Below are 19,834 nucleotides of genomic sequence, written 5' to 3'. Positions count from 1 at the left end.
GGAAGAAATGATGAAGTTTGATCTAGACAATTTGGACAGTTTGCCTGCGGATGTTCGCGTACCGAGCTACAGTCGTGGCAGTTTGTCCGCGGGCATCGTTCATATTGGTCTGGGCAATTTTCATCGTGCGCATCAGGCTTGGTATCTGCATCGCTTGATGGATCAAGGGCTTGATCACGATTGGGCAATTGTTGGCGCAGGTGTGCGCGCGGATGATGCCGCGCAACGTGACAGGCTGCTTGCGCAAGATTGCCTGACAACATTGATTGAACTTGATCCCGCAGGCAAGTCCGCTGAAGTGACAGGGGCGATGATCGACTTCATCGAAGTTGATGAGAACAACGCGCCATTGATCAACCAGATGGCGCAGGCCTGCATTCGGATCGTTTCGCTGACAGTTACAGAAGGCGGGTACTATCAATCTGTTGATGGCGAACTGGACACGGATCATCCCGATATCAAGTATGATGCCGCGAACCCGAATTCACCGAAGACCGCCTTTGGTGCCATCGTCGCCGCTCTCAAACTGCGTCGCGATGCGAATTTAGGTCCGTTTACCTGCCAAAGCTGCGACAACCTGCAAGGCAACGGCGATATCTTACGCAATGTCGTTATTGGCCTCGCTTCAATGTCTGACGTTGGACTTGCGAGTTGGATCGACGAAAACGTCACTTTTCCCAACTCCATGGTCGATTGTATCGTTCCGGCGACCGGCCCAAAAGAGCTTGATCTTGCGATGTCCTTCGGGATCGACGATGCAGCACCCGTTACCCATGAGAACTTTCGGCAATGGGTGATTGAGGACAAGTTTTGTGCTGGTCGCCCCCAATGGGATCACGTTGGAGCAACCTTTACTAATGACGTGCACGGCTTTGAAGCAATGAAGCTGCGCATGCTAAATGCAGGCCATCAGATAATTGCAACGGCGGGTGAACTGCTGTCCGTCAAAACCATTTCCGGCACCATGGCACACCCGCTGATCCGAGAGCTTTTTCGCAAAATTGAAACCAACGAAATCGTTCCTCATGTGCAAGGCGTGCGCGGCATGACGCCTCTGGAATACGTTGATTTGATCACCGACCGGTTCGCCAATCCTGAAATTTACGACACCACCCGTCGAGTTGCGTTTGATGGCTCGTCTCGCCACGCGGGTTTCCTGCATCCAATCATCCACGATGCTTTGTCAGCGGGCACCCCTGTCGACGGGCTTGCCCTGATTGAAGCCCTTTGGGCGCGCATGTGCGCAGGCAATCGCGAGGATGGTAGCGAAATCGAACCCAATGATCCGTTCTGGGATACGCTGGTCGAACAAGCGGCTTTTGCGAAAGATGATCCGTCGCTTTGGATTGCTCAAAGCCAGTATTACGGGGATCTCAACCAAAACCCGCGTTTCGCTGAAAGCTTCACGCGCTGGCTGACCTTGGTTTGGGATCAAGGCACCGAAGCAGCAATTCACACCTATCTTGAAGGCTAAGAGAGCTTCCATCGCGGTTCGGATTGCTGTTGCGCGTCATTTGCGGAATTTGATTGAAAGTAGCGGCAAGAGCGTTGCCAACGTCGCTACTTTCCGTCGCGTGGTACTGCTGTTGCGAATGAATGTATGACAAGCTTGGTTCAACTGGTCCAAATAGCGATATCTCGTTAGGCGGTCCAAGAACCTCAATTGTTGTCGATCTTGCAGTGCTGGCTTGAATGGTATACTTCGGCATACAATTAACTTGAGAGTCGGGCTCCAGCAATTTTGCGGCCCGGTTTTTAAGCTTTGCTGAAACTAATTCGTAGGGATCCACATGAGCTTGTACACTGACTACCTAGCCGAGATCGAAACTCGTAAGGGCGAAGGCCTGCACCCAAAACCCATCGATGATGGCGCGCTTTTGGCCGAGATCATCGCGCAGATCAAAGACACAGGTAACGAGCATCGTGAAGGATCTCTCAACTTCTTCATCTATAACACTTTGCCGGGCACCACGAGCGCCGCAAGTGAAAAAGCGAAGTTTCTGAAAGAGATCATTCTTGGCGAAGCTGCGGTTGCTGAAATAGCCCCAGAATTCGCGTTTGAGCTGCTTTCACACATGAAAGGTGGACCTTCCGTTGGAGTTCTCCTTGATCTGGCACTAGGTGACGACGCCGATACGGCAAAACAAGCAGCTGAAGTTCTGAAAACCCAAGTCTTTCTCTACGATGCAGACACTGCCCGCTTGGCAGAGGCTCACGCGGCAGGCAATGCCGTGGCCAAGGATATTCTGGAAAGCTATGCTGAAGCCGAGTTCTTCACCAAGCTTCCCGAAATTGATGAAGAAATCAAAATCGTTACTTACATCGCTGGCGAAGGCGATATCTCAACAGACCTCTTGTCACCGGGTGCCGAGGCGCATTCGCGCGCCGACCGTGAATTGCATGGTAAGTGCATGATCTCCGAAGAAGGTCAGAAAGAAATCGAAGCCCTCAAGGCGCAGCACCCAGACAAACAAGTGATGCTGATTGCTGAAAAGGGAACGATGGGCGTTGGCTCATCACGCATGTCAGGCGTGAACAACGTTGCGCTTTGGACTGGTAAGCAAGCGTCTCCTTACGTCCCGTTTGTGAACTATGCCCCTGTGGTGGCTGGCACCAATGGCATCTCGCCGATCTTTCTGACGACAGTTGGCGTGACTGGCGGCATCGGTCTGGACCTGAAAAACTGGGTTAAGAAAGTTGATAACGATGGCAACGCGATCCTCGACGAGAATGGCGACTCGATCCTCGAGCAAGCCTATTCCGTCGAAACAGGAACCGTTCTTAAGATCAACACAAAGAGCCACATGCTTCTGAGCGAAGATGGCAAAGAACTGGTGGATGTCGCCTCTTCCTTTACCCCTCAGAAGATGGAATTCATGAAAGCGGGCGGCTCCTATGCGATCGTCTTCGGCAAGAAGTTGCAAACATTTGCAGCGGAAACACTTGGCGTCGAGGCTCGCCCTGTCTTTGCCAAATCAAAAGAGATCACGCATGAAGGCCAAGGCCTGACAGCGGTTGAAAAGATCTTCAACAAGAACGCCGTTGGCACGACCCCGGGCAAAACACTGCACGCAGGCTCGGACGTACGCGTAAAGGTCAACATCGTTGGCTCGCAGGACACGACTGGTCTGATGACCATGCAAGAACTCGAAGGCATGGCAGCAACAGTTGTTTCACCAAGCGTAGATGGTGCCTATCAGTCTGGCTGCCACACAGCATCTGTTTGGGATGTTAAAGCTCAGGCCAACACACCGCGCCTCATGAAATTCATGAATGAATTCGGTCTTGTCACCGGTCGCGATCCCAAAGGCGTCTATCACGCGATGACAGACGTTATTCACAAGGTTCTGAATGACATCACCGTGGATGACTGGTCGGTGATCATTGGCGGCGACAGCCACACACGTATGTCCAAGGGCGTCGCCTTTGGTGCCGACTCAGGTACCGTGGCGCTGGCATTGGCAACAGGCGAAGCTTCAATGCCGATCCCTGAATCTGTCAAAGTGACCTTTAAAGGTCAGATGCAGGACTACATGGACTTCCGTGATGTGGTTCACGCAACCCAAGCGCAAATGCTTGAGCAGCACGGCGACAACGTCTTTCAAGGCCGCGTGATCGAGGTCCATATCGGGACTTTGCTGGCAGACCAAGCCTTTACGTTTACCGATTGGACAGCCGAGATGAAGGCAAAAGCCTCTGTCTGCATTTCCAACGATGAGACGTTGATCGGTTCTTTGGAATTAGCAAAGCACCGCATCCAGATTATGATCGACAAAGGTATGGAGCATGAAAGCGGCATGCTTCAGAACTTGATCAATATCGCTGATGCCCGCATCGCCGAGATTAAATCAGGTGAAAAACCTGCGTTGCGTCCTGACGATAACGCCAAGTATTTCGCAGAAGTCGTCGTCGACTTGGACGCTATCCTCGAGCCTATGATCGCTGATCCGGACGTGAACAACGACGACGTCTCCAAGCGTTATACACACGATACGATCCGACCTATCTCGTTCTACAATGCTGAAAAGACTGTGGACCTTGGTTTTGTCGGCTCTTGCATGGTGCACAAGGGCGATATCAAAATTGCAGCACAGATGCTAAAGAACCTCGAAAAAGCCGAAGGCAAAGTTGAGTTCAAAGCACCACTGGTTGTCGCGGCCCCAACCTACAACATCATCGACGAGTTGAAGGAAGAAGGCGATTGGGAAGTTCTCGAGAAGTATTCTGGCTTCACATTCGATGACATGTTCCCAAAACAGAAAGCGCGTACCGAGTATGAGAACATTCTCTACCTTGAGCGCCCTGGCTGTAACCTTTGCATGGGTAACCAGGAAAAAGCGGCGAAAGGCGATACAGTTCTAGCCACTTCGACGCGCTTGTTCCAAGGCCGCGTCGTAGCCGACAGCCCAGAGAAGAAAGGTGAGTCTCTGCTAGCGTCCACGCCAGTCGTAGTTCTTTCCGCTATTCTTGGACGCACTCCAACGCTTGAAGAATACAAAGCGGCAGTGGAAGGCATCGACTTGACCAAGTTCGCTCCCCCACTGGAAGTCCCAGCGGGCGCAAAGTCAGCCCACTTCTAAGAAGCGCAAACCATCCAAGACTATGGGGCGTCACATTGCTGTGGCGCCCCATTTTCTTTTCGGCAATTGACTTCGGCAGTCAGCAGGGTGTTCGGCGCTGACACACGGGGCAACCGTCGTATCCAGATACGCAAACGCGATCTTATTTTGCTATCTTTGATCCTCTGATAACACTGGACGTCAGAAAAATTATCGCAGCCACGCAAACAATAGACGGACCTGCGGGCGTATCGAACACATAAGCGGCACGCAGTCCGACAATAGTTGATAACATGCCTATCAGCCCCGCGGTGATCGCCATACCCTCAGGGGTTCGCGACAACGGTCGCGCGGCGGCGGCGGGTATAATCAACAAAGCCGCGATCAGAAGAACCCCGACTACTTTTATGGCAACGGCAACGGTGATCGCGAGCGACAATGTTAAAACCATTTGTTCGCGTTTGGGGTCAATTCCGCTCGCATGTGCCAGATCTTCGTTCAAAGTTGCCGTCAACAACGCGGACCAGCGCCAACCAAGAAGCAGGACAACCAAAGTAGCGCCGCCCCAAATCACCGAAAGATCACCGCGCGAAACTGCAAGAATATCTCCAAAGAGGTAGGCCATCAGGTCAATGCGAATGCCCGAAAGAAACGAGACCGCAACAAGGCCGAAGGCAAGCGCAGAATGCGCCATTACACCGAGCAACGTGTCCATGGCATAGCCCCGACCCGACAACACCGTGACAGTTAGCGCCATAAGCAGAGCGACCAACATCGTGCCGAGAAAGATCGACATGGACAGTGACAAAGACAAGGCAACACCGAGGATCGCGGCATGTGCCGTTGCATCGCCAAAATAGGCCATGCGCCGCCAAACGACGAAACATCCCAAAGGCGCAGCTGCAATTGCCACGCCAACCCCCGCAAGAGAGGCCCGTACCATAAAATCATCGAGCATTATTCTGCAGCCTCGGTGTGAGTATGTTCATGCGAATGATCGCAACTGTCGTGTGCGTGATCGTGTTCATGGCGGTACAGCGCGAGGGCGCCGCCAGTTCCTGTTCCAAACAACGCGCGATATTCAGGGGCTGAGGCGACGACATCTGGCGTGCCTTCGCAACACACATGCCCATTGAGGCAAATAACGCGATCTGAGGCGCTCATAACAACGTGTAATTCGTGGCTAATCATCAAAATTGCGCAACCCGTTTCTTGGCGAACGGTTTCGATCTGTTGATAGAACGAGGCAGACCCGCGTTGATCTAATCCTTGCGTAGCTTCGTCCAAAAGCAACAAATCAGGCTGACCAATCAAGGCACGCGCCAAAAGAACACGTTGAAACTGTCCGCCAGAAAGCTGCGAAAGCTGTGACTTGGCCAAGTCAGGCACCCCTGCTTGAGCGAGGGCTTGGTCAATTTCGGACGCTGAAACACCCCAAGGTAACTTCAGAAATCTCGAAACGGTGATTGGCAACGTTTCATCAATATAAAGCTTTTGAGGAACATACCCAATCTTGAGCCCCTCGCCCTTAACAACGCGCCCCGCATAGGGCTTTGCCGCTCCGATAATTGCTCGCAACAGGCTCGTCTTGCCAGAGCCATTCGGACCAACAATCGTGACGATCTCACCGCGCGAAACAGAGAGGGACACGTTAGTCAGAACTTTGCGCGCGCCATAGCGCAGACTTAAGTTCTCTACTTGAAAAAGGCTCATGCGCCTGCCTCGGCTAAACAAGCAGGACAAACGCCCTCAGCTTCAACAACGGTACGTTCAATCTTGAAGCCCGACGCACGCGCAGCGTCACCCAAAGCACCGCGCGCAGGCGAAGATTGCGTTTCGGCAACCACATCGCAAAGACGACAAATCATAAAAGCTGGCGTGTGCGATTGGCTGGGATGGACACACGCAATAAACGCGTTCAAGCGCTCGATCTTATGGGCCAATCCATTCGCGACAAGGAAATCCAGCGCACGATAGGCAATTGGCGGCTGCGATCCAAACCCTGCTTCGCGAAGGCGGTCCAAAATGGCATATGCCCCTAGTGCGCGATGCTCCTGTAGCAAAATTTCAAGGACTTTGCGGCGTACAGGCGTGAAACGAAGCCCACCCTCAGCGCAAACGGCCTCGGCCGCAACAAGCCCATCACTCACACAGCTACTGTGATCATGCTCAGCAAACCCCAACGGGTGCTTTTTTGGCATGATTTTGCTTGAGTCACTTGTCATGTTATTACATTTCATCTAGTCAACCGGAAATGTTATAAAATCACACGGAGACTATGATGTCCAGAACGCTTATCCCACTCTCGTTGACAGCCACCCTGATGGCGGGAACTGCTTTCGCTGAGGTTCCAAAGGTCACCGTCGATATTGCTCCAATTCACTCGTTGGTGTCTCGTGTTATGGAAGGTGTCGGAACGCCGGATCTTATCGTCCAGCCCGGCGCAAGCCCCCACCGCTATCACCTGCGACCCTCGGAAGCGCAATCGCTCCAAGACGCAGATCTCGTGTTCTGGGTAAGCGCTCGTTTGTCGCCTTGGCTTGAGGAAGCGATTGAAACGCTCGCGGACGATGCGAATACAACAGAATTGATGGAAGCAGATGGCATCATTGAGTTGTCATCGCGCAATGACGCACTGTTTGAGAAACATGTCCACGGCGATCACGATGATCATAGCGAAGACGAGCATAGCGATCACGATGATCATGCAAAAAACGAGCATGATGACCATGATGACCATGCCCACAAGAAAAGCGACCCCCACGCTTGGCTTTCACCAAAAAATGCTATGACGTGGTTGAATGTGATTGCAGGTCAACTTTCCGCTGCTGATCCAGAAAATGCTGGTACGTACTTTGCCAACGCAGCTGCCGGACGCACTGAAATCGAAGCCGTAATGGCCGAAGTGAACGCGACACTCGATACGGTACGCGGCTCTCAATTCGTTGTGTTCCATGACGCCTATCAATATTTTGAAAACGACTTCAATTTTCCGGCAGCTGGTGCCATTTCCATTAGCGATGCCTCCGATCCAAGCCCTGCACGGATTGCTGAAATCCAAGCACGCGTCGCGGATGAGGGAATTGATTGTGTTCTTTCCGAGCCACAATTCAACCCCGGTCTCGTTGCGACCGTGTTGGATGGCACTGAAGCAAAAACGGGCGTCGCCGATCCGCTCGGTTCCAGCTTGGAATTGGGCTCGGCTCTTTATCCGCAATTGCTTCGGGATCTTTCCAGTACACTTGCTAAGTGCCTGTAGGAAAATAGAACCCGTAAAGGATCGAACGTGTATCTGATGTGGAGACCCAAGATGTTTCGCATGTTCATGAGTTTGGTCTGTTTAACCATGTGCCTTGGCCAACCAGCCAAGGCACACCCCCACGTTTTTGTCGATGCAAACACGGGCTTCATCTTTGATAAGGCGCGACGCCTTACAGGTCTGCGCATTTCATGGACATATGACGAGTTCACGACACTTGTCCTGTTTGAAACGCTGAATTTGGACCGAGATGGTGACGGCATTTTCAACGACGAGGATCGCGCGGCAGTAGTGAAAGGTGAAACCAACTGGGATCGCGAATATAAGGGCGATATCTACTTCGATGTGGCTGGAAAAAACTATCCTCTGGGACGTCCAAAGTCAGGCAAAGCAAAGCTCGAAGACGGTAAAATCACTGTCTCGTTTGACCTGCCTTTGTCACAGCCCCATGACCTATCTGGCTCTCCTGCCATTCTTAGGCTTTATGACCCATCCTATTACTACGCCTATGCTATTTTGCCGAACCAGCGCTTTCAGAACCTTCCAAAAGGGTGCCAAGCGCAAATCAACACGTTCAAAGCAGATGCCACAACACAAGCACTGCAAAAGGAACTATCCGCCTTGTCCCGCGAAGAGGTTCCAACACAACAAAACGTAGGGCAGCTGTTTTCCGACGAGGTGCGTTTGTCATGCGAATGAAAATTGCGCTGCCTTTAATCGGTTTTTTGATAGCGGGCTTAGTCTTGTGGACCTGGGTTCCTTGGCTAGACATTCAAAGCTGGGCCGCAAGCGAGCAGCGCAATTTCCAAAACGTGATGGCGCGCGCTTTGAAAGGCGTTCAAGCGGGCGATCCCCTTGCCGTTTGGATCCTGTGCAGCGCAACCGCGGCTTATGGGTTTTTCCATGCGCTTGGCCCCGGGCACGGAAAGGTGCTGATCGGCGGTGCCGCACTTGCAAGCGGAGCGACGTTTAGACGGTTAAGCGTCATCACCATCCTGTCCAGCCTCGCACAAGCAGCAACCGCCATTCTTTTGGTTGGCGCGTTGGTGTTCTTACTAAGGATGCGCTCCGGTGATCTCGCCGAATTTACAGAAGAGTGGCTGGCCCCTGCCAGTTACTTAGCCATTGCCGTAATCGGCGGCGTACTCATACTGCGTGGCCTGCGTTCGTGGTACAAATTGGCCAAAGCAAGCAAGGTACACCATGGCTGCTGCGGTCACGCGCATGGACCTAGCGTCGAAGACGTCACAACGCTCACTTCTAAACGTGATGTAATCGCCCTGATTGCAAGCATTGCGATTAGGCCCTGCACCGGCGCTCTGTTTGTTTTGGTCATTGCGGCCCGCTTTGATGCCTTTGCCGTCGGCTGCCTCGCAGTGGTCACCATGGGCCTCGGCACCGCTGCCTTTAACCTTACAGTCGCGGCGTCTGGCGTCGCGGCGCAGCGGCTCGCTCGGCTTGGTGCTCAAGATCAGAACACTGTGCAAACCGTATCAGCCGCGCTGCATATCTTGGGCGGTGCGCTCATTGTTGCGCTTAGCCTGAGCATGCTTTTGCCTTTGTTTGATCTGGTGTTCGCCGTCTAAAGCCACGCCAGCGCTTTAATGAACATACTTGTCGTATCTGAGCTATTGATTTGATCTTGCCGACGCCCATAGTCTAGCGAAAACCAAGGGGAAATCGCCAGTGTCGGAAATCAAAATCACCACTCATGATGCAGACGATGATCCCCGTAACAGAGACATCAAAATCTACATTAATGGCGAGCTGTTTCACCGCGACGAAGCCAAGGTGTCGGTCTACGATAGTGGCTTTATGCTGGGCGACGGCATGTGGGAAGGAATGCGCCTCTATAACGGAAAGTGGTCCTTTTTTGACGAGCACATGGACCGCTTTTTTGGGTCGTGTAAGGCGGTGTCACTGGATATCGGAATGGATCGCGGCGACATTCTCAAAGCGTTGAATATGACCGCCCATGCAAATGGCATGACCAACGATGCGCACTGTCGTTTGATGTTGACCAGGGGCACCAAGGTCAAACCCTTTCAGCATCCTTCGCTCAGTCGCTCAGGTCCAACCCTTGTCATTATCATCGAGCATTCAAAGCCGTCTGGTTCTTTGAAAAAGGGAATTCGCCTTGCCACCGTGCCCCAAGTGCGCGGCCTTCCAATGAGCCAAGATGCCAAATACAACAGCCACTCCAAGCTCAACTGCGTGCTTGCTTGTCTTCAGGCTGAACAAGCAGGCGCGGACGAAGGATTGATGCTTGATCCTCATGGGTTTGTGAACACCACCAATGCTTGTAATTTCTTCATCGTGCGAAAGGGTCAGGTTTGGACGTCAACGGGCGATTACTGCATGAACGGTGTGACCCGCCAGAAAGTCATCGACCTTTGCCGTGACAACGATATTCCAGTGTTCGAGCGCAATTATTCACTGTTTGAGACCTATAGCGCAGACGAAGCATTTATGACCGGTACTTTTGGCGCTCAGACTCTGGTGTCTGAAATTGACGGCAAGCAAATTGGAAACGGCGACACTCCTGTGATGTCTCGAATTCAAGCGCTCTACAAAGAGCTGATTGCGAAAGAAACGGGTGCAATCTTCTAGTAAGGACTGGTTTTTCGAGACTCGTTTCGCCTTACCTGCTGCTCTTCACGCAGATCATTCCGCGACTCTTGTAGAAAAATTGCCTGTTTGATGGTACTATTCGGGACTGGCAAAAATACGTTCAATCCAATTGCTCTTGACCAATGACTTAGCTTTAGACGCCAACTCAAGGAGATTTAGAATGACGACCTTTAATCGCCGAACATTTATCGCAAGCACAATCGCAGTCACGCTCGCAGCAAAAGCGCGCGCTGATGGCCATGCCAAGACCCACCAAGTGATCATAAAGGGCCATGCGTTTACACCCGCAAGTCTGACGATAAGCCCGGGGGATTCAGTGACGTTCCTTAACCAAGACGGTGCCCCACATACCGCTACGGCAAACAACAAGGGGTTTGATACCAAGCGCCTGAAAAAAGGTGAAAGCGGTACGGTCAAATTCGCAGACGTTGGTGACTTTGAATACTTCTGTAAATTCCATCGCTCGATGACAGGCAAGATTACTGTCGAATAAGGGCGAACAGCCAAACCTTTCACTTTTTGCGCTCAAAATGTGATTGATGTTCCTTACGGCACTGACTGTCCGTTTTAGGTACTTCACGCAAATGACTTAACGGTCTCGATGGCCCCGTCTAGCGCTTTGCCTTCTGGGTCTTTTAGCGCGGCTTCGCGAAGGCGCGCAATCCAATCAGATGCATCCGATCGCCCTTTGAGCAAATGAACAGAGCCCATGACCTTGTCAAACTTGCTAAGTCCGCGCTTGTGTGTGTCCGAGTATCCTTTGATCAACCGTCGGTTTTTCAGCAACTCCACGCTCAGAGCGTAATCGTCATTCAACGGAGCCAGTGACGCTTCGAGCCAACGTTCCAGATGCTCGGTTTCGAGCGAATGCCTAAGCGTCTTGAGGCGATAGGATTTCAGCCCACCTAGAACGTGCAAGAGGGCAAAGGCAGGCAAAGTGTCCGTGCGCAAACGACGCCCTTTTCCGAACCATCGCGTAAGCCTGTCCATGATCTTAGGGTTGGCTTCCAAGCGCGCGCCGAGTTTTACAGGCATCAAGCCGGTGATCTCTTCCCCGCGCGGATGAAAATACTCGGTGAGCTGCATCACGTTTTCGTCGCTCGTGCGCATTTCATCGCGAATGCGCTCAAACCGTGGTGCACGCGTTTTTAGATCAGCAACCCGAATGATGTCATCATAACACATCGCATTTGCGAGGTATTTTGCGGCGGTTTTGGACAGCAACCAGCCCTGCAATGCATTGTCACGTTTGATGATTATTTCGAGACGCTCAAGATAGAGCGATCCGTAAGCGCAGTCTTGAAAGTCGACCGTCTTCGCCAAACCTGCCAAAGCGATGTCTTGCACGTCAATTGGCAAGTCCTGCACGCGCACTGCTAGTTTTTCCCATTTTGACAGGTGTTTTTGTGGCCCGACAATCTGGCGCTTTTCGCTGGGTAATGACGTCGTCGAAGGCTCGACGCCTTGAAGTGCCGCGTCATATCCAGCTGCGAAAGCGCGTAAAGATGCTTCAACGCCCTTGCCAGATGTGCGGATCGCATCTTCAAACGCTGCTCGTTCAAACGGTAGCGCACCTGAAGCCGCCAAAGCGCCAAACAAGGAAGAAGATATGACTGATCCTTGCTCGCGGGCTAATTGATCCATATCCGCTAGGATCAGCCGCTGCGCCGCGATTTCGGCCCCTGCCCTCACTTCATCGCTATCAGCAAGACCATTTCCCGGAACCGCTTTCTCACTATAAGCCAGAGCGCGATGGGTTGAGCCAATTAGTGTCGTGCGATCAGGTGTCACAAAACCCCGCATGATCGCGCGCCCAACCTCCATCATTTCGGAAGCGATTAGCACATCCACATCACCTGCAGATGGCGCGAGCGAAAACACAGGCTGCTGCTCAGCTGCGGGTGTCATTTCGACATAGTAAATCGTTGCGCCTGTGCGCTGCGCAACTCCAGCAACCGACGTAGCTTGGCAGACATATCCTTGGGCGCGAGCCAAGGTTTCTATCCAAGAGGTAAGGACGCCGCCTCCCTGCCCACCAACCGCCATAACGGCGACTTTTAAAATAGCCTCGGTTTGAGCATCTGGCCCACGGTCAGGTAAAAAGGCGTTCATGTCACGCTCCCCGATAGGCGCAATCGTTTTGAATCGCGGCGCGCTTGCAGTTTCGCGATGATGCGATTGCGCAGCTTAGCGCGCCACGCTTCAAAGGCGGATGGGTTGTGTACAACATCTGCCTGATAAAACGATGGGCACAGCACGGCAGTGTCCGCGACTTCGCCGCAATTTCCACACCCAACACAGGTTTGATCAATATGCGCAACTGGGTCATCGCGCAGCGGATCATCCAGAGTCTTAAGCGACAACGAAGGACAACCTGACAGGCGCATACAAGCGTGATCGCCGGTGCACACATCGCTATCTACACCAAAGCGCGGAACATCTACGCGGCGGCCCTCTTTGATCGCTTTCGCGCGCAAAGGCTTTTCGCGACGCTGCTTGTTCAGCATACATTCGCTTGAGGCCACGATCACCTTTGGCCCATCATAGTCCGTCGTCAGCGCTTCGTGGAGAACCGCCCGCATTTTGCCAACATCATACGTACGATCAATCTGGCGCACCCACTTCACGCCTACGCCTTCTAACGCCTTCGAGATCGGATTGTTCGTCGCCTTGGATTCGTTTCGCGCGCGAGAAGACATCACATCTTGCCCGCCGGTCGCAGCGGAGTAGTAGTTATCAACGATTACAGCGACGGAATCAGATTTGTTGAACACCATGTTTCCGATCGAGCTGCTAAGCCCGTTGTGCCAAAATCCACCGTCTCCCAGCATTGAAATCGCTCGGCGCTTGCCTCCCGCGTCAAAAGCCGCGTTTGAGGCGGGGCCAAGCCCATACCCCATTGTGGCACCACCAATTTCGAAAGGTGGTAAAGAGCCAAACAAATGGCAGCCGATATCGCCAGAGATTTGATGTTTTCCCAACTCCTCTTGGGTCAATTTCATAGCCGCAAAGATTGGCCGCTCAGGGCAACCTGTGCAAAACCCAGGCGGGCGAATGGGTACGGTCTTGCTCAAATCCGGGATCGCAGGCGCATCCATATTCGGGGCGCGCACCACCGCAGGCAACAGATCAGGCGCGGCCACTTTGAGAAAAGCCGTTACTCCATCAAGCAACACTTGCCCCGTATATTCCCCCGCCATAGGCAGAATATCTTTGCCATGCAGCTTAACGCGCCGCTGCGCTTTGTAGAGGAAACTGCCGAGCTGCTGTTCAATGTGATCCGGCTGACCTTCCTCAACCAGCATCACGTGAGCTTTGCCCTCGCAAAAAGCATCAAACTCACTTTGTACAATCGGATAGGTGACGTTCAGAACATAAAGCGGAACATCCGTGTTGCCAAAGACATCCGCCAGCCCAAGCCGCTGAAGCGCACGAATAACGCCGTTGTACATGCCCCCTTGCAACACGATGCCAAACGGCGCGTCTTGGCTTCCGAAATGTTCGTTTAACTTGTTATCGACGATAAACTTTTCTGCGTCTGGCCAGCGCGTTTTGATTTTGTCTTGCTCATGGACATAGCTCCATGGCGGCAGGACAACGCGCTTAAAATCGCTCTGAGGATTTGCAACTGCGTCTTCAACCGTCAGTTTCGGTGGTTGATTGTCGCGTGTTTCAAAGCTGCCAGTTACATGGCACGCACGGATGCGCGCAATCAGCATAACAGGTGTGTTAGACGCCTCGGACAGCTCAAAGCCATCCTTTACCGCCTTTGTGATCGAAGGCAGATTGGGTCGCGGGTCGAGCATCCAGAATTGTGACTTCATCGCAAACGCATGACTGCGTTCCTGCATGATCGAAGACCCCTCACCGTAGTCTTCGCCCACGATCATGAGCGCGCCACCTGTCACACCTGACGAGCTAAGATTGGCGATTGCGTCAGACGCTACATTGACGCCTACAGGCCCTTTGAATGTGACCGCTCCTCGGATGGGGTAGTGAACCGAAGCCGCAAGCATGGCAGCCGCCGCCGCTTCTGATGCATTTGCTTCAAATCGCACACCCAGCTCGCTCATCAAATCTTCAGCGTCAGCAAGAACATCCATCAAATGCGAAATCGGTGCGCCTTGATAGCCGCCTACATACCCTACGCCATTTTCCAATAGCGCCTTGGTAATCGCCAAAATGCCCTCACCCGTGAAGGTGTCACCGTCGCCTTTGCGCAAATGTTCGACTTCGGCCTTGAAGGATCGCTCTGCCATATTTGCCTCTTAGAAATCGTGCTTGCGAATGTTTCGCAGCATCTTTTGCAGCGTATTCGTTAGCGCCGTTCGCTCTTCTTGTGACACGCCTTTGAACATTGCTTCGCTGGCTTCAAACATATGCGGCCAAAGACGCGAATGGGCGTCTCGCCCCGCGTCGGTGAGAAAAATGTGAAACGCTCGCCCATCGTCCTCATCGGCTTTACGTTCTATCAATCCGTCTTTCTCGAGACCATCTAACGCGCGGCTCAACGTGGATTGTTCGACAACGGCATAGACAGCAAGTTCGCGTATCAAAATGCCATCCTTGACGGACAAAACAGCGAGCGCGCGCAGCTTTGGGGTGGTGAGCCCCAAAGCGACGACCTCTGTGTGAAGCGCAGAGTTATAGCGTCCCATGATGCGATTCATGAGATATGGCACGAAGCTTTCTAAGCCGAGATCATCAAGGGCAATGGCATCTTTAGTCATGGAATCAGGATACCCACAACTATATGCATATGCAATTAGATTAACCGATCAGCTACATCTGGGATGGCAGGAATAGAACCAACGCGGGGAACGCCAACAGCAAGATCAGTCGCACAATGTCCATCAACCAGAACGGCGTCACACCTTTGAATATCGTTCCTGTGGTAACGTCTCCGACAACGTTCTTGAGGACGAAAACATTCAAACCGACAGGTGGGGTGATGAGACTGATTTCGGTAACCACCACAACAACGATACCAAACCAAACTGGATCAAACCCAAGGCTTGTCACCAATGGAAAGAAAATCGGAACAGTCAGCAAAAGCATCGACATGCTTTCAAAAATGCACCCAAGCGCAATGTAGATCAAAAGGATCAGACCCATGACCATCCACGGTGCCATATCTAGCGCCGTCACCGTCGCCAATAACCCTTCTGGCAGACCAGCAAGGTTAACGAAGTTCGAGAAAATCCAAGCGCCGATAAGCACTGCAAACAAAGAGGCGGTTGTGAGTGTGGTTTCTTCAAGCACATCACGCAGACCCGACCAGTTTATGCCGCCGCGCGCGAGGGCAATAAGAAAGGCACCAGCAGCCCCCATACCAGCCGCTTCGGTTGGAGAGAACGCAAGGTGAAGCGGCCAGAAATCCAACGCGCCATAAAGCCCGCCGATGACAAGGCCAAACAGCAACAGTACGGCCCAAACATGGCTAAGCGCACTCATACGTTCTTTTAGCGTTGCGCGCGGGCCCGCTGGCCCAGCCTCTGGATCACGAACCACCGTAATTTTTACGGCAACCAGATAAAGCGCGATCCCCAGAAAACCGGGAATGATGCCCGCAACGAACAGTTTGCCAATCGAGGTTTCGGTCAACAGACCGTAAATCACAAGGATCACAGATGGCGGAATAAGAATGCCGAGCGTTCCGCCAGCAGCGATCGACGCCGTGGAAAGGCTGTCGGTATATCCGTATTTTCGCATCTCTGGCATCGCAACTTTGGACATTGTCGCCGCGGTTGCCAAAGAAGATCCACAAATCGCAGCAAAGCCGCCACAGGCAACGATCGTCGCCATAGCAAGACCGCCTCGAAAGTGCCCGAGAAACGCGTTGGATACGTTATAAAGTTCTCGGCTAATTCCACCCTTGTTCACAAACAGGCCCATCAGGATAAACAGTGGAATGACTGAAAGACCGTAGTCTTGCGACGTGTCGATAATCAAACGCCCGACCATAGAAATCGCAGCGCGATAGCTTGTTTCGTAAACAAGACCAATCATGCCAACCAATCCCATCGCGAAAGCAATGGGAATGCGCAAAAGCACAAGCAAGAAAACAGCAACAAAGCCGATGGCAGATTCAATCATGTTGGGACACCAAAGTTTGAGGCGCAAAGATATGCAAAGCAGCGCGACCGAGCAGAGCCAGCGCGGTCAAATAGGTCATGCCTGCAATAAAGTAGGCCACATAGAAGGTCGGGATTTCCAGATACTCGGTAACGTCGCCATAACCCCGCGCACGCTCTGCGAGATCTACAATCCGACCAGCGGGCCACCAGAGCATCACAGCGCATACCAGCGCAACAAGCGCGTCGCGAACCCGCTCAAGGCTAAACCTGCGAAACGGGCCATCGAGCAGATCAACTGCGATGTGACCATTTTGGGCAGACAAAACAGGCAGCGCGGCAAAGACGATCAGAGCGATTCCCATACGGATCAATTCAGTCGCCGCCTCGATAGGGGCATTGAAGATCGAGCGCATCAAAACATCTGCGAAGGTCAGGCACATCAACGCGAAAAGTGCGATTGAAGCGACGACCATAGGGATGCGGGAGAGGGTCTTTAGGAAACGAAGCAAGGGTTGCATGAGCTATCCTTGGAAGGTTGGCATATCGAAATGGGCGCGCCTTTTTCGGGCGCGCCCAGATTGAGCAAGCGGCTCGCTTACATCGATTCAGCGGCCATTTCTTTGACCATCATGTCGTATGCGGCTTGTCCATCGACGCCAGCTTCTGTCAGCTCTGCGATGATTTTGGCCTGAACTTTTGCTGCAATCTCAGCGAACGCCGCTTGATCAGCTTCGCTCGCAACAACAAGAGAGTTGCCTTCAGCATCTAGCGTTGCTTGACGGCCAGCCGCATCTGCAGCGTCCCAAACAGCACCCATCATGCGAGAAGCAGGTTCACCAAAGACATTGCTATCAAGCGCTGTTTGCACTTCCGCAGGCAAGCTGTCGAACTTCTCTTGGCTCATGATGACTGAAAAAGAGCCACGGTAGAAGCCTTCTGGCATTTCGTAGAGATGCTCCGCGACTTCGGTCAATTTGAAGCCTATGCGCCCTTCCAGCGGCATCGCGACCGCGTCTGCCGCGCCGCTATCCAAAGTTTCATAAACCTTAGGAGCAGGAACCTGAATGCCAACAAGACCCAAGGATGCTCCGACATCAGCGGAAACGCCGCCGCCAAGACGGGTCTTGAGACCGCTCAGGTCAGCCAAGCTGTTGACTGGTTTCGTTGAGTGAATTTGGCCCGGACCATGCGTTGTCAGCGCGATAACTTTCACGCCACGGTGCTCGTTCAGGTCCTTAAGCATTGCGTCGTGCACACGCCAATGCGCAACAGAAGCGGCTTCAGCATTGCCTTTGTAACCGGGAACTTCAGCGATCTTTGTGCTTACGAAACGGCCAGGTGTGTAACCGTGGAACAAAATTGCGATGTCCGCAGCGCCGTCAAGAATCAGATCCATTTGTGCGGGCGGGGATGCGAGGCCATTCTTAATTTCGGTCGTCACTTCGCCACCGGTCGCTTCAGCCATCATCTCCCCAAGTTGAGCAAACATGCCTGTCACAACAGGGTGGGATGGCGGAAGCCAATTTGAAATCGTAACAGTTTCCGCTGCAAATGCGCTTGATGCAGTGGTGATAACCAATGCCGCGCTACCTAGAAAATTCGTAAGCTTACCCATAAGATCTTTCTCCCGTTGATCAGTTTGTTCGAAACCTAGCGACCTCCCGCCGCTCTGAATCGAAGCTACGCAAAAATATGTGAATACATGCAATCACATATATTCTCATTTGAAAACTCTTTTATTAACCGCTTGGTCGGTTAATGGCCTTCTCGATATCTGAAGCCTTCATTTCGAGCAAAGCACGAAGTGTTGATTTGAGCTTTCTACCATCGCCTTCGCCAAGAAGTTTTAGCAACAATGCCTCGTGCTCGCGCGCTTGCGGGACAAGTTGCGCATTGAGGGCACGACCCGCATCAGCAAGGTAAACCCGAACGCGTCGACCATCTTCTGGATCGCTCTTGCGCATTATGAGACCTCGATCTTCCATCTGCACAATAATCCGCGTAAGTCTGGATTGCTCAACCAACGCAATTGCAGCGAGCTGAGTGATCATCGCGCCATCGCGGTCATTGAGACAGGCAAGGACGCGCCATTCAGGGACACGTAACCCAGCCTTTCGAACGCGCGCATGGAACTGGGCGCTTGAGGCATCGCTCGCCGCAGCTAATAGATAAAGAAGGTAGTCCCCAACGAATCCTGTTGGGCCTTCAGGTTCCTCTTTTCCATGTCGTGTCAAAGACTGTCCTCTTGTCTAGCCAGACATGCCTGCGCGGGCTTGAAGCTGGAGTCAACGGTATGTGCAAAAATGTCTTGACCAAAACTATATGAAAATTCATATTAATTTTGGGAGACTGGAAATGTCAAATATTCAAGGTACGATTGTTGAAATAACCTCTTTGACCGAACGCATCAGTGCGTTTCGAGTGCGCGCGGCCGATGGCAATCCTTTGCCCAGCTATGCAGCAGGCGCGCATATTGAGTTCGATTTGCCGAACGGCGAAACGCGCGCTTATTCGCTGATCAGCTTTGATGCGAAGTTCGATACCCCTGGACATTATCTCGTTGCAGTACAACGCGAAGCGGATGGTTCAGGTGGTTCAAAAGCAATGCATGAATTGACAGTGGGCACCTCAGTTTCATTCAGCGCGCCCAAAAATGATTTTCCGCTCAATACCTCAGCCCCCGCAATTCTTCTGGCAGGTGGCATTGGCGTTACACCAATGATTTCAATGGCCAGCGCGCTTTTGGCCAAAGGGCAAGAGTTCTCATTCGTGTTTGCAGGGCGCAGTGAGGCGGACATGGCCTATACGTCCGATCTACGCGAAATGCTTGGTGACAAACTTCGCCTGCATTTTGATGATAAGTCGGGCATAATCGACCTTGAGAGCGTCATTGCCAATCTTGGCGCCGCGCACCTTTATGTTTGCGGGCCACGCAAGATGATTGATACGGCACGCTCGATCGCGGAAGGTGCTGGGGTTCCTTCTGAGCGCATACATTTTGAACTATTCGAAGCGGCAAAATCAGACAGTTCGGACGCTGCATTTGAAGTGCAAATCAATGACGGCAGTGTGTTTGAGATTCCCGCAGGCAAAACCATCGTCGAAGTTTTGGAAGAGAACGACGTTGATGTGATGTATGATTGCCAACGCGGTGATTGTGGAATCTGTCAATGCGATGTCCTTGAAGGCATTCCCGACCATCGGGACGTTGTTCTTTCGCAATCAGAGCGCGACGCGGGTGATGTAATGCAGATTTGTGTAAGCAGGGCGAAGTCCCCGCGACTTGTTCTAGATATTTAGGAGACCTT

General features: G+C 52.5%; 18 protein-coding genes. 8 read left to right on the top strand and 10 right to left on the bottom strand.

The window, feature by feature from the left end; genetic code table 11:
• Nucleotides 1-10: 10 nt before the first annotated feature.
• Nucleotides 11-1,474 (top strand): mannitol dehydrogenase family protein, encoded by a 1,464-nt coding sequence (locus ACRBCU_RS03165; RefSeq protein WP_431364003.1) that lies wholly within the window; start codon nt 11-13, stop codon nt 1,472-1,474.
• Nucleotides 1,475-1,790: 316 nt separating this feature from the next.
• Nucleotides 1,791-4,580, top strand: coding sequence for a bifunctional aconitate hydratase 2/2-methylisocitrate dehydratase (locus ACRBCU_RS03160; RefSeq protein WP_431363911.1), 2,790 nt, complete (start codon nt 1,791-1,793; stop codon nt 4,578-4,580).
• A gap of 142 nt (nt 4,581-4,722) precedes the next feature.
• Here ACRBCU_RS03160 and ACRBCU_RS03155 read toward each other — a convergent pair whose 3' ends face one another.
• Genes ACRBCU_RS03155 through ACRBCU_RS03145 form a run of 3 tightly spaced genes read right to left on the bottom strand, consistent with a single transcriptional unit; the run spans nt 4,723 to nt 6,784 of the window.
• Nucleotides 4,723-5,517 carry a metal ABC transporter permease gene (locus tag ACRBCU_RS03155; RefSeq protein WP_431363910.1) on the bottom strand — a complete coding sequence of 265 codons (795 nt, stop codon included), beginning with the start codon at nt 5,515-5,517 and terminating at the stop codon, nt 4,723-4,725.
• Nucleotides 5,517-6,272, bottom strand: a complete 756-nt coding sequence (locus ACRBCU_RS03150) for an ATP-binding cassette domain-containing protein (RefSeq protein ID WP_431363909.1) — start codon at nt 6,270-6,272, stop codon at nt 5,517-5,519. Before ACRBCU_RS03150 ends, ACRBCU_RS03155 begins: the two co-directional genes overlap by 1 nt.
• Nucleotides 6,269-6,784, bottom strand: a complete 516-nt coding sequence (locus ACRBCU_RS03145; RefSeq protein WP_431363908.1) for a transcriptional repressor — start codon at nt 6,782-6,784, stop codon at nt 6,269-6,271. Before ACRBCU_RS03145 ends, ACRBCU_RS03150 begins: the two co-directional genes overlap by 4 nt.
• 56 nt (nt 6,785-6,840) lie before the next feature.
• On the opposite strand from ACRBCU_RS03145, the gene ACRBCU_RS03140 reads away from it, so the two are divergent.
• The 5 genes from ACRBCU_RS03140 (at nt 6,841) to ACRBCU_RS03120 (ending at nt 10,942) form a co-directional block, all read left to right on the top strand.
• Nucleotides 6,841-7,818 (top strand): zinc ABC transporter substrate-binding protein, encoded by a 978-nt coding sequence (locus ACRBCU_RS03140; RefSeq protein WP_431363907.1) that lies wholly within the window; start codon nt 6,841-6,843, stop codon nt 7,816-7,818.
• A gap of 51 nt (nt 7,819-7,869) precedes the next feature.
• Nucleotides 7,870-8,517 carry a DUF1007 family protein gene (locus tag ACRBCU_RS03135; protein ID WP_431363906.1) on the top strand — a complete coding sequence of 216 codons (648 nt, stop codon included), beginning with the start codon at nt 7,870-7,872 and terminating at the stop codon, nt 8,515-8,517.
• Nucleotides 8,508-9,404, top strand: coding sequence for a nickel/cobalt transporter (locus tag ACRBCU_RS03130; protein ID WP_431363905.1), 897 nt, complete (start codon nt 8,508-8,510; stop codon nt 9,402-9,404). Before ACRBCU_RS03135 ends, ACRBCU_RS03130 begins: the two co-directional genes overlap by 10 nt.
• 100 nt (nt 9,405-9,504) lie before the next feature.
• Nucleotides 9,505-10,428: an aminotransferase class IV gene (locus ACRBCU_RS03125; protein WP_431363904.1), complete on the top strand. Its 924-nt coding sequence runs from the start codon at nt 9,505-9,507 to the stop codon at nt 10,426-10,428.
• A 181-nt stretch (nt 10,429-10,609) separates the two neighbouring features.
• Nucleotides 10,610-10,942, top strand: coding sequence for a cupredoxin domain-containing protein (locus tag ACRBCU_RS03120; protein ID WP_431363903.1), 333 nt, complete (start codon nt 10,610-10,612; stop codon nt 10,940-10,942).
• Nucleotides 10,943-11,025: 83 nt separating this feature from the next.
• On the opposite strand, the gene ACRBCU_RS03115 is transcribed toward ACRBCU_RS03120, so the two are convergent.
• The 7 genes from ACRBCU_RS03115 to ACRBCU_RS03085 all read right to left on the bottom strand — a co-directional run bounded on the left by ACRBCU_RS03115 (nt 11,026) and on the right by ACRBCU_RS03085 (nt 18,760).
• Nucleotides 11,026-12,561, bottom strand: coding sequence for an indolepyruvate oxidoreductase subunit beta family protein (locus ACRBCU_RS03115; RefSeq protein WP_431363902.1), 1,536 nt, complete (start codon nt 12,559-12,561; stop codon nt 11,026-11,028).
• Nucleotides 12,558-14,708 (bottom strand): thiamine pyrophosphate-dependent enzyme, encoded by a 2,151-nt coding sequence (locus tag ACRBCU_RS03110; RefSeq protein ID WP_431363901.1) that lies wholly within the window; start codon nt 14,706-14,708, stop codon nt 12,558-12,560. The genes ACRBCU_RS03115 and ACRBCU_RS03110 overlap by 4 nt, the downstream gene beginning before the upstream one ends.
• 9 nt (nt 14,709-14,717) lie before the next feature.
• A complete protein-coding gene (locus ACRBCU_RS03105) occupies nt 14,718-15,179 on the bottom strand; it encodes a MarR family winged helix-turn-helix transcriptional regulator (protein WP_431363900.1) in 462 nt (153 codons plus the stop codon).
• A gap of 52 nt (nt 15,180-15,231) precedes the next feature.
• Nucleotides 15,232-16,545: a TRAP transporter large permease gene (locus ACRBCU_RS03100; protein WP_431363899.1), complete on the bottom strand. Its 1,314-nt coding sequence runs from the start codon at nt 16,543-16,545 to the stop codon at nt 15,232-15,234.
• Nucleotides 16,538-17,044: a TRAP transporter small permease gene (locus ACRBCU_RS03095; protein ID WP_431363898.1), complete on the bottom strand. Its 507-nt coding sequence runs from the start codon at nt 17,042-17,044 to the stop codon at nt 16,538-16,540. Before ACRBCU_RS03095 ends, ACRBCU_RS03100 begins: the two co-directional genes overlap by 8 nt.
• A gap of 77 nt (nt 17,045-17,121) precedes the next feature.
• Nucleotides 17,122-18,141 (bottom strand): TRAP transporter substrate-binding protein, encoded by a 1,020-nt coding sequence (locus ACRBCU_RS03090; RefSeq protein ID WP_431363897.1) that lies wholly within the window; start codon nt 18,139-18,141, stop codon nt 17,122-17,124.
• Between the two features lie 124 nt (nt 18,142-18,265).
• Nucleotides 18,266-18,760: a MarR family winged helix-turn-helix transcriptional regulator gene (locus tag ACRBCU_RS03085; protein ID WP_431363896.1), complete on the bottom strand. Its 495-nt coding sequence runs from the start codon at nt 18,758-18,760 to the stop codon at nt 18,266-18,268.
• A gap of 121 nt (nt 18,761-18,881) precedes the next feature.
• Between ACRBCU_RS03085 and ACRBCU_RS03080 the strand changes: the two genes are divergently transcribed.
• Nucleotides 18,882-19,826, top strand: coding sequence for a PDR/VanB family oxidoreductase (locus ACRBCU_RS03080; RefSeq protein WP_431363895.1), 945 nt, complete (start codon nt 18,882-18,884; stop codon nt 19,824-19,826).
• The last annotated feature ends 8 nt before the right edge of the window (nt 19,827-19,834 follow it).

The organism is Planktotalea sp. (genome assembly GCF_050633725.1).
GTDB lineage: Bacteria > Pseudomonadota > Alphaproteobacteria > Rhodobacterales > Rhodobacteraceae > Planktotalea.
The sequence above is the reverse complement of the archived record's forward strand: the minus strand, read 5'-3'. Positions and strand labels throughout refer to the sequence as shown.

What these genes read in the sequence shown, in the direction of transcription:
- ACRBCU_RS03090 (WP_431363897.1), bottom strand. Translation starts at nt 18,141, where the DNA reads ATGGGTAAGCTTACGAATTTTCTAGGTAGCGCGGCATTGGTTATCACC.
- ACRBCU_RS03095 (WP_431363898.1), bottom strand. Translation starts at nt 17,044, where the DNA reads ATGCAACCCTTGCTTCGTTTCCTAAAGACCCTCTCCCGCATCCCTATG.
- ACRBCU_RS03100 (WP_431363899.1), bottom strand. Translation starts at nt 16,545, where the DNA reads ATGATTGAATCTGCCATCGGCTTTGTTGCTGTTTTCTTGCTTGTGCTT.
- ACRBCU_RS03135 (WP_431363906.1), top strand. Translation starts at nt 7,870, where the DNA reads ATGTTTCGCATGTTCATGAGTTTGGTCTGTTTAACCATGTGCCTTGGC.
- ACRBCU_RS03130 (WP_431363905.1), top strand. Translation starts at nt 8,508, where the DNA reads ATGCGAATGAAAATTGCGCTGCCTTTAATCGGTTTTTTGATAGCGGGC.
- ACRBCU_RS03140 (WP_431363907.1), top strand. Translation starts at nt 6,841, where the DNA reads ATGTCCAGAACGCTTATCCCACTCTCGTTGACAGCCACCCTGATGGCG.
- ACRBCU_RS03155 (WP_431363910.1), bottom strand. Translation starts at nt 5,517, where the DNA reads ATGCTCGATGATTTTATGGTACGGGCCTCTCTTGCGGGGGTTGGCGTG.
- ACRBCU_RS03145 (WP_431363908.1), bottom strand. Translation starts at nt 6,784, where the DNA reads ATGACAAGTGACTCAAGCAAAATCATGCCAAAAAAGCACCCGTTGGGG.
- ACRBCU_RS03160 (WP_431363911.1), top strand. Translation starts at nt 1,791, where the DNA reads ATGAGCTTGTACACTGACTACCTAGCCGAGATCGAAACTCGTAAGGGC.
- ACRBCU_RS03150 (WP_431363909.1), bottom strand. Translation starts at nt 6,272, where the DNA reads ATGAGCCTTTTTCAAGTAGAGAACTTAAGTCTGCGCTATGGCGCGCGC.
- ACRBCU_RS03165 (WP_431364003.1), top strand. Translation starts at nt 11, where the DNA reads ATGAAGTTTGATCTAGACAATTTGGACAGTTTGCCTGCGGATGTTCGC.
- ACRBCU_RS03115 (WP_431363902.1), bottom strand. Translation starts at nt 12,561, where the DNA reads ATGAACGCCTTTTTACCTGACCGTGGGCCAGATGCTCAAACCGAGGCT.
- ACRBCU_RS03120 (WP_431363903.1), top strand. Translation starts at nt 10,610, where the DNA reads ATGACGACCTTTAATCGCCGAACATTTATCGCAAGCACAATCGCAGTC.
- ACRBCU_RS03110 (WP_431363901.1), bottom strand. Translation starts at nt 14,708, where the DNA reads ATGGCAGAGCGATCCTTCAAGGCCGAAGTCGAACATTTGCGCAAAGGC.
- ACRBCU_RS03080 (WP_431363895.1), top strand. Translation starts at nt 18,882, where the DNA reads ATGTCAAATATTCAAGGTACGATTGTTGAAATAACCTCTTTGACCGAA.
- ACRBCU_RS03105 (WP_431363900.1), bottom strand. Translation starts at nt 15,179, where the DNA reads ATGACTAAAGATGCCATTGCCCTTGATGATCTCGGCTTAGAAAGCTTC.